Origin of the sequence: Cupriavidus taiwanensis LMG 19424, from assembly GCF_000069785.1 — a bacterium.
Classification (GTDB): Bacteria; Pseudomonadota; Gammaproteobacteria; order Burkholderiales; family Burkholderiaceae; genus Cupriavidus; species Cupriavidus taiwanensis.
Genome location: NC_010528.1, coordinates 2,481,416 through 2,494,471, shown reverse-complemented (window position 1 = coordinate 2,494,471; position 13,056 = coordinate 2,481,416). Strand labels below are relative to the sequence as shown.

Here is a 13,056-nt window from a genome sequence, read left to right as displayed (position 1 = left end):
TACGTCCTCAGAACTGGAATTGCGACGGCCGGGCCGCGCCCTGCAGGGGCTTGACCGCGGTCTCGAACAGGTTGACGACCTGGTACTCGGTCTCGGACACGCGCGTGATCAGGCGCGCTTCCATCACCGGCAGTTCGCCGACGAAGGCGGCGATGCGCCCGCCCACCTTCACCTGCGCCAGGATCGACGGCGGGACCGCCGGCAGCGAACCCGAGATGCAGATCACGTCGTACGGCGCGGCGGCCGCCCAGCCGTCGGCGGCATTGCCTTCGGCGACGTCGACGTTGGTGACGCCGGCATTGGCCAGGTTGGTGCGGGCCAGTTCGACCAGCTCGGGCACGATGTCGACGGTCAGCACGTGGCGGGCGCGGTGGGCCAGCAGCGCGGCCATGTAGCCGGAGCCGGCGCCGATTTCCAGCACGGTCTCATGCTTGCGCACGGCCAGGTCTTGCAGGATGCGGGCTTCGACGCGCGGCGCCAGCATGTTCTGCCCCGCGGGCAGCGGAATCTCCATGTCGACGAACGCCAGCGAGGCGTAGGCGGACGGGACGAACTGCTCCCGCTTGACCACCGCCAGCAGGTCCAGGATTTCCTGGTCCAGCACGTCCCACGGGCGGATTTGCTGTTCGATCATGTTGAATCGGGCTTTTTCGAGATCCATCTTGCCATTCCTTACCAATGCCAACCGCTGTCGGTCTGTGCGCCGGCCGCGCGGTGCCACGGCCGGACAGTCTTATCAAACCTGCTATTTTAACCTTGCGGGCGCCTGCGGGCTCATTCCGCGCTGGCCTCGGCCGGGGCCGGGCGTCCGCCCGCCGCGGGCTGGCCTGAGCCGGCCTGCGCCGGCGCTGCCGCGGTGGCGCGCGGCTCGCCTTGCCACAGCCGGCGCAGCCATGCCCCGAAATCATCAAGGTACGTATAGATCACCGGCACCACCACCAGCGTCAGGACCGACGAGGTGATGATCCCGCCGATCACCGTCTGCCCCATCGGCGCGCGCTGCTCGGCGCCTTCGCCCAGGCTGAAGGCCAGCGGCACCATGCCGAAGATCATTGCCAGCGTCGTCATCAGGATCGGTCGCAGCCGCACGCGCGCGGCTTCGACCAGCGCGGCCTCGCGCGACAGCGGCTCGCGTCCATAGGCACTGTCAACACCGCCCTGGCGCGCCTGGTTGGCAAAGTCCACCAGCAAGATCGCATTCTTGGTCACCAGCCCCATCAGCATGATGAAACCGATGATCGAGAACATGTTCAGGGTCGAGCCGAACAGCAGCAGCGCCGCGAACACGCCGGCCAGCGTCAGCGGCAGCGAGGTCATGATGGCGATCGGCTGGAAGAAGCTGGCGAACTGCGAGGCCAGGATCATGTAGATGAAGATCACCGCCAGCGCCAGCGCCGACACCGCGTAGCCGAACGACTCGTTCATCGACTTGGTCGAGCCGCCGAAGCGGTACTTGTAGCCGGCCGGCCAGTTCACCCCGTCGAGCGCGGCCTTGATGTCGCGCGCGACTTCGCCGGCCGAGCGCCCGGCCACGTTGGCGGTCAGCTCGACCTCGCGGTTCAGGTCGCGCCGGCTGATCTGGTTGGCGCCGGTGGTCGGCACTAGCTCGGCGATCTGGCGCAGCGGCACCATCTTCGGCGAGCCGTCGGCGTTGGCGTGGCTGCTGGCGATCATCAGCGCGCTGAGGTCGGCCATGCCGGTGCGCGCATCCTTCGGCAGGCGCACGCGCACGTCATAGTTCTCGTCATCGGGCGCGCGCCAGGAGCTGATGGCATCGCCGGCCAGCAGCGGGCGCAGCGCGTTGCCGATCTGCGCCACGCCCACGCCCAGGTCCGAAGCCAGCTCGCGCCGGATGCGGACCTCGATGGTGGGGCGGTCGTCCTTCATGCTCGAATCCAGGTCGGTCAAGCCCGGGATCGCCGCCATGCGCGCGCCGGCTTCGCGCGACAGGCGCCGCAGTTCGTCCAGGTCGTCGCCCTGGATCGACACCTGGATCGCCTTTTGCCCGCCGGCGCCGTCGGGCATGCCGACCATGGTCAGCGTGATGCCGGCAATGCTTGCCAGGCGCTCGCGGATCAGCGGGTTGAGCTGCGCGGTGGTCAGGCTGCGCGCGCGCCGCTCGGTCAGGCGCACCGACACCAGCGCGTTGTTGCGCCCCGAGGCGTTGCCCGAGTTGATGGTGGCATAGGTGTAGGCGACTTCCGGGAAGGATTTCAGCGCCGCTTCCACCTGGCGCACCTTGGCTTCGGTCACTTCGATCGACGTGCCGACCGGCGTGGTGAACCCGACCTGCGTTTCGCCCAGGTCGGCGTTGGGCACGAACTCCGTGCCGATCAGCGGCACCAGTGCAAAGCTGCCGAAGAACGTGGCGGCGGCGATGATGGCGGTGGCCAGCCGGTGCTTCAGCGCCCAGCCCAGCATGCCGGCGTAGCCGTCGCCAAGCCGGTCCATGCTGGCCGAGAACCAGTCCAGCAGCCGCCCGACGGTGCGCCCGTACCAGCTGCGCTTGTTGCCGGTACCGTGCAGGTCCGGGTCGTGCCAGACCGAGGACAGCATCGGGTCCAGCGTGAACGAGACGAACATCGAGATCAGCACCGCGGCCACCACGGTGATGCCGAACTGGTGGAAGAAGCGCCCGATGATCCCGCCCATGAAGCCCACCGGCAGGAACACCGCCACGATCGAGAAGGTGGTGGCCAGCACCGCCAGTCCGATCTCGTTGGTGCCGTCCAGCGCCGCGGTGCGGTGGTCTTTGCCCATCAGGTTGTGGCGCACGATGTTCTCGCGCACCACGATGGCATCGTCGATCAGCAGGCCCACGCACAGCGACAGCGCCATCAGCGTGATCACGTTGAGCGTGAAGCCGCACAGGTACATCACGCCGAAGGTACCGATCAGCGCGATCGGCAGCGTCAGCCCGGTAATCACCGTGCTGCGCCACGAGCCGAGGAACAGGAAAACGATCGCGACCGTCAGGAAGGCCCCCTCCAGCAAGGTCGAGCGCACCTCCTTCACGCTGCTGCGGATGCCGCGCGCGGTGTCGTTGACCACGTTGAGCTGCACGCCCGCGGGCACCAGCTTGCGCACTTCGTCGGTCATGCGCACCAGGCCGTCGACGGTGTCGACGGTGTTCTGGCCCTGCGCCTTCACCACCGACAGGAACAGGGCGCGCTTGCCGTCGAGCAGCGCCAGGCTTTCCTGCTCTTCCTGGCCGTCGCGCACGTCGGCGATCTCCCCCAGCGTCACGGGCTGGCCGGCGCGGCGCGCCACGATGATCTGCCGGAACGCATCCGGCGTGGGCACGCGGCCCTTGATCTGCACCACGGTTTCCGCGGCCGAGGAACGCAGTTCGCCCGCGGGCAGTTCCTGGTTCTCGTTGCGGATCGCGTTCATCACCTGGTCGACGCCGATGCCGAGCGCTTCCAGCTGCGCCGGACGGATGCGGATCTCGACCTCGCGCCTGGTGCCGCCGACGAGATTGATCGCGCCCACGCCGCGCACCGTTTCCAGCCGCTTGCGCACGATCTGGTCGGCGATGGTGGTCAGCTCGCGCTGGCTGCGGCTGGCGCCCGGGGCATTGGACACCGACAGGTAGAAGATCGGCGCGTCGGACGGATCGTAGCGCAGCACGCGCGGGTCCTTGACCTCGTCGCGGAACTGCGGCCGGATCAGCGCGATCTTGTCGCGCACGTCCTGGGCGGCCTGGCCGACATCGACGCTCAGGTCGAACTTGATGACGACGACCGACGTCCCCTGGTAGGAGTGCGAAAAGATCTCGTCGATGCCGGAGATGGTATTGACGATCTCCTCGACCTTGCGCGTCACGTCGGACTCGACCGACTCCGGCGCGGCGCCGGGGTATTCGGTCTGCACCACCACCACCGGGAAGGTGATGTCGGGAAACTGGTCGACCGGCAGCCGCTGGTACGAGAACAGGCCCACCACGATGAAGGCCATCATCATCATGGTGGCCAGCACCGGGTTGCGGATCGACAGGCGGGTGAACCACATGGCGCGCGTCCTCTGCCGTCAGGCCTTGACGCGCCGGACCTGGCTGCCGCTGCGCAGCGTGCCCAGGTTGTTGCGCACGATCTCGGCGCCGGCGTCGAGGCCGGCGACGATTTCCACCATGCCGCCGGCTTCGTCGCGCAGGCCGAGCTGCACCGGGCGTTCGGCCAGCGTGTCGCGCTCGATGGCATAGACGAAGGCGCGTTCGCCCTCGGTGCGCACCGCCGAGACCGGCACCGCCACCACGGCGGCGCGTTGGCCCAGCACCAGGGCGCCGCGCGCGAACATGCCGGCGCGCAGCTGCTGCTCCGGGTTGTCGACGCGGATATAGACCATGATGCTGCGCGTGCCCTCGCTGACAGCGGGGTTGATGCGCACCAGCGTGCCGGCAAAGTGGCCGGCGCCTTCCACTTCCAGTGCCACCGGCTGGCCCACTGCGGCGCGCGCCACGTCGGCCATCGGGATTGGCGCTTCCAGCTCCAGCACGCGCAGGTCGACCACATCGACCAGCCGCGTATCCGGCGACACCTTCTCGCCCGGCTGCACTGCGCGCGCGGCCACCATGCCGTCGAGCGGCGCCTTGACCACGGTATCGGCCAGCGCCTTCTGCGTCACCGCCAGCCCGCCTTCGGCGGCATCGAGGTTGGCGCGTGCCACCGCCAGGTCGGACTGGTACTTGTCGAAGGCGGTCTGCGAGATAAAGCCCTTGTCGACCAGATCGCGGTTGCGCTCCCAGGTCTGGCGCGAGTTCTCGAACTGGCCGCGCGCGGCCAGCATCTGTCCGCGCGCCTGCGCGGCCCGGGCTTCGTATTCGGTCGGGTCGATACGCACGATGACCTGGCCGGCGCGCACCGGTTCACCTTCGCGCACCAGCACCTGCTTCACTTCGCCGGAGACCTTGGCCTTGACCGAGGCCTGGTTCAGCGCGCGCAGGCTGCCCGACAGCGGCAGCGCCAGCTGCAAATCCTGCCGCGCCACGCGCACCAGGTCGGTCTGCAGGAACTCGACGACGTTGGCGGCCGGTGCCGCGGCTTGCGGCTGCCGCGCGCTGCCGGCCTTGCGCACGGCCACCGTGGCGCTCAGCGCCAGGGCCAGGCAGGCGGCGGTGATCAGCAGGGTCTTGCGTTTCATGTGGAGGTGCCGGGTCGCGGCGCGGAAGGGGCGGGCGTGGCGTCGGCGGCCAGCGCGGCGGCGCGTTGCGCCAGCATCTCGTCGCGGATCGCTTCCCAGATAAAGGGGCCGTGCTGCGGCGGCAGCGGCCGGTCGCGGGCCTCGCCCGCGGTCAGCCCGAACAGCAGCGTGTCGAGCAGTCCATCGAGGAAGGCCTCGGGGTCGATGTCTTTTTCGGCGGTGGCGCGCAGCGCGCGCTGCCACATCATCAGAAACACCAGCGGCGCGCAGATCAGCGTGGTGGTCGGGTTGGCCGGCAGCGGGCGGAACTCGCCGCGCGCCACGCCGCGCGCCAGCACCTTGGCGAACAGCTCGTCGCCCGGCACCATCACTTCCTGGTTGTAGAAGCGGGCGATGTCCGGAAAATTGGCCGACTCCGCCATGATCAGCTTGGTCAGCCCCGCCACCGGCGTGGCGCCGATCAGTCCCCACCAGCCGCGCAGCAGTTCGCGCAGCAGCTCGGGCGTGCTGCCCTGGTAGGCATCGACCAGATCGGCGCCGCGCGCCAGTGCCGGCACCAGGTTCTCGCGCACCACCGACTTGAACAGCTCTTCCTTGTTGGCGAAGTACAGGTAGACCGTGCCCTTGGACACGCCGGCCGCGGCGGCCACATCTTCCAGCCGCGTGGCGGCATAGCCGCGCTCGACGAACAGGTCCAGCGCGGCCGCCACCAGCTCCTGCGGCCGCGCCGCCTTGCGCCGGCTCCAGCGCGGGCTGTCGGCGTCCTTGTGCGGGTCGGCGGGTGGCTTGGTCACGGTGGGCTTGCGAAGACTACGGGGCACGAGGGGGCGCGTCGAAAAAGTTAATAACTTGTGGGTCAGTAATGTAGATGAGGGCCTACGGGGGGTCAAGCGCGGGTGTTGAGGGGGGCGCGGGCCAAGGACAAGCCGGCGAAAGCATGTCGACGTCATGTGATTGAAGGAGCACGGATCTGGGTGGCTCTGCGTCGCGCTTACGGTAATACCGTTCAGGTAACCACTGTCATTCCCGCGCAGGCGGAATCCAGCGTCTTTTGAAGTCGCTGGGTTCCCGCCTACGCGGGAACGACAGGCTGACATTCCCGGGCTTACGGCGTTTTCCTTTTCTTACAGGAGGCCCGCCGCCCTTCGGGCACAATGTCGCCTTTGACTTGGCAGCCTCAGCGGCTGCCGCTACCGAACCATCGTCATGAGTTGCCGGTCAGACCTTTCCTGCCGTGCGGGTTGCGGCGCCTGCTGTATCGCGCCGTCGATCGCGTCGCCGCTGCCTGGCATGCCGGGCGGCAAGCCGGCGGGCGTGCCGTGCGCGCAGTTGCTGCCGGACATGCGCTGCGCGGTGTTCGGCAGCCCGGACCGGCCTGCGTTTTGCGGTGGCCTGAAGCCGTCGGCCGAGATGTGCGGCGATTCGCGTGAAGCGGCGCTGCAATGGCTGGCCCGGCTCGAGGTCCTGACCGCGCCCCAAGCGCATGCCTGAGCGGCCCGGCGCGGCATGACGCCTGGCACCCATTCCTGATATCCCGCAATCGGAGGCAATATGATCCGGACTTCCCGACGGCGCTGGCTCGCCGCTGCCGCCGCGGCCACGCTGGCCTTGGGGCTGGCCGCCTGCGGCGCCTTCCGCAGCGAGTACACGTTCTCGCAAAGCCAGTTGCAGGCGGCGCTGGAGCGCAAGTTCCCGTTCAACAAGCGCTACATGGAGCTGTTCGACATCCAGCTGACCAACCCGCAGCTGACGCTGGACTCCGTGCGCAACCGCGTCAACGTGCAGTTCGACGCCACCATCGACAACAAGCTGTTCTTCAGCCAGGCCCTGAGCGGCCGCTTCGCGCTGGACAGCGGGCTGCGCTACGACGAGCCCACCCGCTCGGTGGTGCTGCAGGATCCGGAGGTGAAGCGCTTCGACGTGCAGGGCATGCCCGCGCAGTTCTCGCGCCAGCTCAATGCGCTGGGCGGCATCCTGGCCGAGCAGCTGTTGCAGGGCTATCCGCTCTATACCTTCCGCGAAGACCAGCTGCGCATTGCCGGCACGCACGTCGAGCCCGGTACAATCACCGTTTTGCCTGACGGCATCAACGTCAAGATCAACCGCCCCTGAACGGGGTGCATCGAACAACAATACAGGCGGTCCGGCGCGCATGCCGGACAACGCCCGTGACTACGTCTCTTTCGTTCCGCATGGAAATCGCACTTGCCCTGAAGGCCGTGATCCTCGGCATCGTCGAAGGCCTGACCGAGTTTCTTCCCATTTCCAGCACGGGCCACCTGATCCTGGCCGGCCAGCTGCTCGACTTCAACGACGAGAAGGGCAAGATCTTCGAGATCGTGATCCAGTTCGGCGCCATCCTGGCGGTGTGCTGGGAATTCCGCGCGCGCATCGGCAAGGTGGTGCGTGGGCTGCGCGACGACCCGTTGTCGCAGCGCTTTGCCGCCAACGTGGTGATCGCGTCGGTGCCCGCGATCGTGCTGGCCTTTATCTTCGGCAAATGGATCAAGGCCCACCTGTTCAACCCGATCTCGGTGGCGCTGGCCTTTATCGTCGGCGGCGTGGTGATCCTGCTGGCCGAATGGCGCGATGCGCGCCGCGGCACGGTCTCGCATCCGCAGGGCAATGCATTGCTGGAAGCCGCCAAGGCCGGCGCCCCGCGCATCGAGTCGGTCGACGACCTGAACTGGCGTGATGCGCTCAAGGTCGGGCTGGCGCAGTGCTTCGCGCTGGTGCCGGGCACCTCGCGCTCCGGCGCCACCATTATCGGCGGCATGCTGTTCGGGCTGTCGCGGCAGGTGGCCACCGAGTTCTCGTTCTTCCTGGCGATCCCGGTGATCTTCGGCGCCACGGTCTACGAACTGTACAAGGCGCGCGCGCTGCTGAATGCCGATGACCTCGGCATCTTCGCGGTCGGCTTCGTCTTTGCCTTCCTGTCCGCCTTCCTGTGCGTGCGCTGGCTGCTGCGTTTCGTCGCCACGCACGACTTCAAGCCGTTCGCGTGGTACCGCATCGCCTTCGGCATCGTGGTGTTGCTGACCGCTTACACCGGGCTCGTGTCCTGGCACGCCTGAGCAGCGCGGTGCAGCAGGCAACAAAAAAGCGTGGCAGATGCCACGCTTTTTGTTTGTGCGTTTGCCGCGCTCAGGCGCGCTTGCGGAACACCACGTCCCACACGCCATGCCCGAGCCGCACGCCGCGCCGCTCGAACTTGGTCACGGGGCGGTAATCCGGCCGCTCGGCAAAACCGTCCGGCGCCGCCGAGGTGTTCTCCAGCAGCGGCTCGGCCGACAGCACTTCCACCATCTGGTGCGCGTACTCTTCCCAGTCGGTCGCGCAATGGATGTAGCCGCCCGGCTTCAGGCGCGCGGCCAGCAGCTTCACCAGCGGCGCCTGCACCAGCCGACGCTTGTTGTGGCGCTTCTTGTGCCACGGATCCGGAAAGTAGATATGCACGCCGTCGAGGCTGTTGTCGGTCAGCATATGCGCGATCACTTCCACCGCGTCGTGCTGCAGGATCCGCACATTGGACAAGCCGCGCTCGTCGATCAGCTTGAGCAGCGCGCCCACGCCCGGCTCATGCACCTCGCAGCCCAGGAAGTTGTCCTGCGGCCGCAGTCCGGCGATATGCGCGGTGGTCTCGCCCATGCCGAAGCCGATCTCCAGGATCGACGGCGCCTGCCGGCCGAAGGTCGCCTCCCAGTCCAGCGGCTGCGGCGCGTACGGCACCATCATGCGCGGCCCGACCTCATCGATGGCGCGCTGCTGCCCGGTCGACGTCCGGCCCGCGCGGCGCACGAACGAACGGATGCGGCGCGGGTGCGCAACGCCTTCAGGATCGGCAGGAGAGGGGGCGGGCGCTGGCGCGGCGGCGCTGTCTGCCGGCGCGTCATCGGCGGCCGGTCCGGTGCTGGGATCTTGGGGAAGCATGGCAACAAAAAAGCCGCCGGGCGGATCACCGTAACGGTGGCAAAGGCGGCTTGTCTCGACTGGAAGTGGAGCGGGCGATGGGAATCGAACCCACGTCTTTAGCTTGGGAAGCTAAGGTAATAGCCATTATACGACGCCCGCGAACCCGCGATTCTATGCGGGATCCCGGGGGAGCGCAAGCGAGTGGCCGATGGGGCGCATTCGGCGCTCAGGCCTTGTAGGCGAAGTCCTTGCCGACCTCCTGCTGATATAGCTGCACAGGCCGCGTCCCGCCGTGGCGAGGCGCTTCATCTGTTCGACATGGCGGCGGCCGGGCCTGCGGTAGTCATAGGTGTAGACGTTGCCGTTGTCGAAGCGGATCCGGATGTGCTCCGGACCAAGTTCGTAGGCGACCACACCCGATTCGCCGCTGAGATTCCTGTAGGGCTGCATAACTGGGAATCATAGGCCGGGTTTGGCCTGGCTGCCTGCGGGTCTACCGCGGCAGGCGACGCGCGGCGTATAGTGGCTGGCACGCCGGCGCACACTGCCGCAAGCGCCGGCGCCTCTCCCGCAACGTCAGGACACCCCACCTTGACCACCGACTACTTCGCCCGCTTTGAGGCCGAATGCCTGCCGCGCATCGTCGACGCGATCGGGCAGCAACACCGGCGCGTGCAGCTCCAGCCGCTGCCTGCCGATGCCGCAGGTCAGCCGCCGCGCTTGCGCGTGACCGCGGACGGGCCGACGGAGCTGCGGCGCCATCCTTATCCGCTCGATATCACGCTGGCCTGGGACGGGCTGGAGGTGCAGCGGCTGTTCGCCGCGGGCGGCGAGGCGCGCTTTGCCGGCTACCTGGCGGCGCTGCCGTCCAAGCTGCGGGCGTGGCAGGAGCCGCGCGGCATCGATTTCCGTTCGCTGTCGCAGGCCGACCCGCGGATCCTGATCGGCGGGCTCGATTTCGAGCACTGAGGGGCTGGCGGAAATCAGCCAGTTACGCGCAGCCGGCACACCGCGCTTTCCGATTGCCCTGGCTCGATCCAGCGCAATCCCTGACCGTGGTGGATGGCATCCGGCAGCCCCACCCACGGTTCCACGCAATAGAAGTCCGAGGTTTCGGTCTCGGACCACGTGGTCACCGCATGCCACGGCGCACTGCCCGGCAGGTCGAGTTCGAACCGGATGTGGCGGCCGGGCATGGCCAGTTGCGCCGAGGGGCTGCCGTGGAAAACGTGGAAGGTGTCCTGCAGCCGGGGATCGTCAAGCTGGTAGGTAGACTCGCCGGGCTCTGCCGGTCCGGGGCTGCCATCCGGTAGCTGGCGCCTGCGCTCGGTGTCGGGCAGCGTCAGCGACGCCGCACTGCGCTGCGCGTGGGGCAGGGCGAAATAGAAGTGATGGCCGGGATAACACGGCAGGCGCTGCGTGCCGGGGTTGCTGGTGCGCAGCGAAACTTCCAGGCCGTCGGGCAGCAAGGTATAGACCACGTCGAACACGAAGGCGAACGGATAGCCGGCGCGCGTTGCCTCGCTGTCGCGCAGCGTCATCGTGATGGTAGCCAGCGGGTCGATGGCGCTGACGTCGAAGGGCAGGTCGCGCGCAAAGCCATGTTGCGACAGGGCGTGTACCGTTCCTTGTCCGTCCCGCCACTGCCCCGGGTTGCCCTCGACAAAATGCCGGCCGATAAACGGGAACAGCAGCGGATTGCCGCCCCGGATCTTGGCCGGGCGGCTCCAGTCGGCGGCGTCGGGCCAGTACAGCAGGTCTTGCCCGCGGTGGACCCAGCGGACCAGCCGCGCGCCGTATTGCGGTGCCAGCAGCAGCCAGGAATCGGCCTGGCCGATCCGCACCAGCGGCTGGCCCTGGAAGTCTTCGGTTGGCAGGTTGTGCATGGCCTGGACGATGTGGTGGCGCTCAGGTCGCGGCCGACTCGGCCTGGCGCGCTTGCAGGAAGCGCGCGGCGTAGTCGAAGTACCAGTCGAGCGTGTCGGGGTTGGCCATGGCGTCGCGGTTGGCGATGCTTTGCGGCGCATGGCCCAGCAGCAGCTTCTTGATCGGCACCTCCATCTTCTTGCCCGACAGCGTGCGCGGCACGCCGGGCGCCTGCACGATCTCGTTGGGCACATGGCGCGACGACAGCGCGCTGCGGATGCGTGCGCGCAGGGTGTCGCGCAGCGCTTCGTCCAGCACCATGCCTTCGCGCAGCACCACGAACAGCGGCATATACGATTCGCGGCCGAGGTATTCGAGGTCGACCACCATGCTGTCGAGCACTTCCGGCAGGTCTTCCACCACGCGGTACAGCTCGCTGGTGCCCATGCGGATGCCGTGGCGGTTGATGGTGGCGTCGGAGCGGCCATAGATCACCGCGCCGCCGCGCCGGGTGATCTTGATCCAGTCGCCATGCCGCCAGACGCCGGGGTAGGTGTCGAAATAGCTGTCGCGGTAGCGCTTGCCGTCGGTATCGCCCCACAGGTAGAGCGGCATCGACGGCATCGGCTCGGTGCAGACCAGTTCGCCGACCGCGTCGACCAGCGGCTGGCCCTGGTCGTCGAAGGCTTCCACCTTCGCGCCCAGGCAGCGGCACTGCATCTCGCCGGAATAGACCGGCAGCAGCGGGCAGCCGGCGACGAACGAGCCGGCAAAGTCGGTGCCGCCCGACATCGGCACCAGCCAGATGTCTTCGCGCACATGGCGATAGATCCAGTCGTAGGCCTCGACCGGCAACGGCGAGCCGGTCGATCCAAGCCCGCGCAGGCGCGACACGTCGGCAATGCGCGCCGGCTCGATGCCGGCCTTCATGCAATTGGTGAAGAACGCCGCGCCGGCGCCGAACATCGTTACGCCGGCATCGTCGACGAAGCGCCACAGCACGCCCGCGTCGGGCCAGGCCGGGTTGCCGTCGTAGAGCGCGATGGTGGTGCCGAGCAGCAGCCCCGCCACCTGCGCGTTCCACATGATCCAGCCGCTGCTGCTGTACCAGTGGAACACGTCGTCCGGGCCCAGGTTGTTGTGGAACGCCATCAGCTTGAGCTGCTCGATGACGATGCCGCCGTGGCCGTGCACGATCGGCTTGGGCATGCCGGTGGTGCCGGACGAATAGACGATCCACAGCGGATGGTCGAACGGCACGGGTTCGATGGCCAGCGGCACGTCATGCGCCAGCACGTCCTGCCAGGCGTGGACGCGCACGCCGGCCGGCGCCGCGGCGCCGGCGCCCGCCTGCGGCACCAGCACCAGGTCGGTGAGCGAGGGCAGGGCGGCGACCAGCTCGGCGAGCACGGGGCCGCGGTCATAGACCTTGCCGCCATAGCGGTAGCCGTCCACGGCGATCAGCACCTTGGGCGCGACCTGGCGGAAGCGGTCGGCCACCGCCACCTGGCCCATGTCCGGCGCGCAGCCGGACCAGACCGCGCCCAGGCTGGCGGTGGCCAGGAAGGCAACCACCGTGGCGGGAATATTGGGCAGGTAGCCGGCGACGCGGTCGCCGCGCTGCACGCCCATCCGGCGCAGCGCATGCGCGAGCGACGCGACCTGGGCCTCGAGCGCCTGCCAGCTGATGTCGGCCAGCGGCTGCGCCTCGCCGGCATGGCGGATGGCGGTGCGCTGGCGGGCGCTGCCGCTGCCGGCATGGCGGAACACCTGCTGCACGTAGTTCAGCGTGGCGCCGTCGAACCAGCGCGCGCCCGGCATGGTGTGGCGGTCCAGCACTTGGGTGGCCGGGGTGTCGAAGCGCACGTCGAAGTAGGCGCGCACGGCGTCCCAGAAGGCTTCGAGCTCGGTGACGGACCAGTGCCACAGGCTGTCGTAGTCGTCGAAGGCCAGGCCGCGTTCGGTGCGCAGCCAGCGCATGAACTGCGCAATCTGGCTGCGGTCGCGGAACGCCTGCGACGGCGTCCACATCAGGTTGCCTTCGGCGAGCGGGGCGGCGGTGGTCATGTCTCCTCCTTCGGCCCGTCTGCCGCGGGCATCGGATGGTGCGATGTGGTGGGTGGCGGGCGCCTCGCGCGG

11 protein-coding genes and 1 tRNA gene are annotated in these 13,056 nt (G+C 68.3%); 4 read left to right on the top strand and 8 right to left on the bottom strand.

The window, feature by feature from the left end:
* Window positions 1-7: 7 nt before the first annotated feature.
* The 4 genes from RALTA_RS11445 to RALTA_RS11430 all read right to left on the bottom strand — a co-directional run bounded on the left by RALTA_RS11445 (window position 8) and on the right by RALTA_RS11430 (window position 5,960).
* A complete protein-coding gene (locus RALTA_RS11445) occupies window positions 8-661 on the bottom strand; it encodes a protein-L-isoaspartate O-methyltransferase family protein (protein ID WP_025583999.1) in 654 nt (217 codons plus the stop codon).
* 113 nt (window positions 662-774) lie between these two features.
* Window positions 775-4,011, bottom strand: a complete 3,237-nt coding sequence (locus RALTA_RS11440) for an efflux RND transporter permease subunit (protein WP_012353591.1) — start codon at window positions 4,009-4,011, stop codon at window positions 775-777.
* An 18-nt stretch (window positions 4,012-4,029) separates the two neighbouring features.
* Complete coding sequence (locus tag RALTA_RS11435) at window positions 4,030-5,139, bottom strand: efflux RND transporter periplasmic adaptor subunit (protein ID WP_012353590.1); 1,110 nt, start codon at window positions 5,137-5,139, stop codon at window positions 4,030-4,032.
* A complete protein-coding gene (locus tag RALTA_RS11430) occupies window positions 5,136-5,960 on the bottom strand; it encodes a TetR/AcrR family transcriptional regulator (RefSeq protein WP_012353589.1) in 825 nt (274 codons plus the stop codon). Before RALTA_RS11430 ends, RALTA_RS11435 begins: the two co-directional genes overlap by 4 nt.
* 385 nt (window positions 5,961-6,345) lie before the next feature.
* On the opposite strand from RALTA_RS11430, the gene RALTA_RS11425 reads away from it, so the two are divergent.
* The 3 genes from RALTA_RS11425 (at window position 6,346) to RALTA_RS11415 (ending at window position 8,213) form a co-directional block, all read left to right on the top strand.
* A complete protein-coding gene (locus RALTA_RS11425) occupies window positions 6,346-6,630 on the top strand; it encodes a hypothetical protein (protein WP_012353588.1) in 285 nt (94 codons plus the stop codon).
* 60 nt (window positions 6,631-6,690) lie between these two features.
* Complete coding sequence (locus RALTA_RS11420; RefSeq protein ID WP_012353587.1) at window positions 6,691-7,251, top strand: DUF1439 domain-containing protein; 561 nt, start codon at window positions 6,691-6,693, stop codon at window positions 7,249-7,251.
* Between the two features lie 80 nt (window positions 7,252-7,331).
* On the top strand, window positions 7,332-8,213 hold the full coding sequence (locus tag RALTA_RS11415) for an undecaprenyl-diphosphate phosphatase (protein WP_012353586.1): 882 nt from the start codon (window positions 7,332-7,334) through the stop codon (window positions 8,211-8,213).
* A 70-nt stretch (window positions 8,214-8,283) separates the two neighbouring features.
* Here RALTA_RS11415 and trmB read toward each other — a convergent pair whose 3' ends face one another.
* Window positions 8,284-9,069: a tRNA (guanosine(46)-N7)-methyltransferase TrmB gene (gene trmB, locus RALTA_RS11410; RefSeq protein WP_012353585.1), complete on the bottom strand. Its 786-nt coding sequence runs from the start codon at window positions 9,067-9,069 to the stop codon at window positions 8,284-8,286.
* Between the two features lie 66 nt (window positions 9,070-9,135).
* Window positions 9,136-9,210 (bottom strand) — tRNA-Gly (locus RALTA_RS11405).
* A gap of 432 nt (window positions 9,211-9,642) precedes the next feature.
* On the opposite strand from RALTA_RS11405, the gene RALTA_RS11395 reads away from it, so the two are divergent.
* Window positions 9,643-10,020: a DUF5594 family protein gene (locus tag RALTA_RS11395; protein ID WP_012353583.1), complete on the top strand. Its 378-nt coding sequence runs from the start codon at window positions 9,643-9,645 to the stop codon at window positions 10,018-10,020.
* A gap of 14 nt (window positions 10,021-10,034) precedes the next feature.
* On the opposite strand, the gene RALTA_RS11390 is transcribed toward RALTA_RS11395, so the two are convergent.
* Window positions 10,035-10,937, bottom strand: coding sequence for an aldose epimerase family protein (locus tag RALTA_RS11390; RefSeq protein ID WP_012353582.1), 903 nt, complete (start codon window positions 10,935-10,937; stop codon window positions 10,035-10,037).
* A gap of 22 nt (window positions 10,938-10,959) precedes the next feature.
* On the bottom strand, window positions 10,960-12,984 hold the full coding sequence (locus RALTA_RS11385; protein WP_012353581.1) for an acetoacetate--CoA ligase: 2,025 nt from the start codon (window positions 12,982-12,984) through the stop codon (window positions 10,960-10,962).
* Between the last annotated feature and the right edge of the window lie 72 nt (window positions 12,985-13,056).

Excerpts from the sequence above, each read along its gene's own strand:
- RALTA_RS11445 (WP_025583999.1), bottom strand. The coding sequence starts at position 661 with ATGGATCTCGAAAAAGCCCGATTCAACATGATCGAACAGCAAATCCGC.
- RALTA_RS11440 (WP_012353591.1), bottom strand. The coding sequence starts at position 4,011 with ATGTGGTTCACCCGCCTGTCGATCCGCAACCCGGTGCTGGCCACCATG.
- RALTA_RS11435 (WP_012353590.1), bottom strand. The coding sequence starts at position 5,139 with ATGAAACGCAAGACCCTGCTGATCACCGCCGCCTGCCTGGCCCTGGCG.
- RALTA_RS11425 (WP_012353588.1), top strand. The coding sequence starts at position 6,346 with ATGAGTTGCCGGTCAGACCTTTCCTGCCGTGCGGGTTGCGGCGCCTGC.
- RALTA_RS11420 (WP_012353587.1), top strand. The coding sequence starts at position 6,691 with ATGATCCGGACTTCCCGACGGCGCTGGCTCGCCGCTGCCGCCGCGGCC.
- RALTA_RS11415 (WP_012353586.1), top strand. The coding sequence starts at position 7,332 with ATGGAAATCGCACTTGCCCTGAAGGCCGTGATCCTCGGCATCGTCGAA.
- trmB (WP_012353585.1), bottom strand. The coding sequence starts at position 9,069 with ATGCTTCCCCAAGATCCCAGCACCGGACCGGCCGCCGATGACGCGCCG.
- RALTA_RS11390 (WP_012353582.1), bottom strand. The coding sequence starts at position 10,937 with ATGCACAACCTGCCAACCGAAGACTTCCAGGGCCAGCCGCTGGTGCGG.
- RALTA_RS11385 (WP_012353581.1), bottom strand. The coding sequence starts at position 12,984 with ATGACCACCGCCGCCCCGCTCGCCGAAGGCAACCTGATGTGGACGCCG.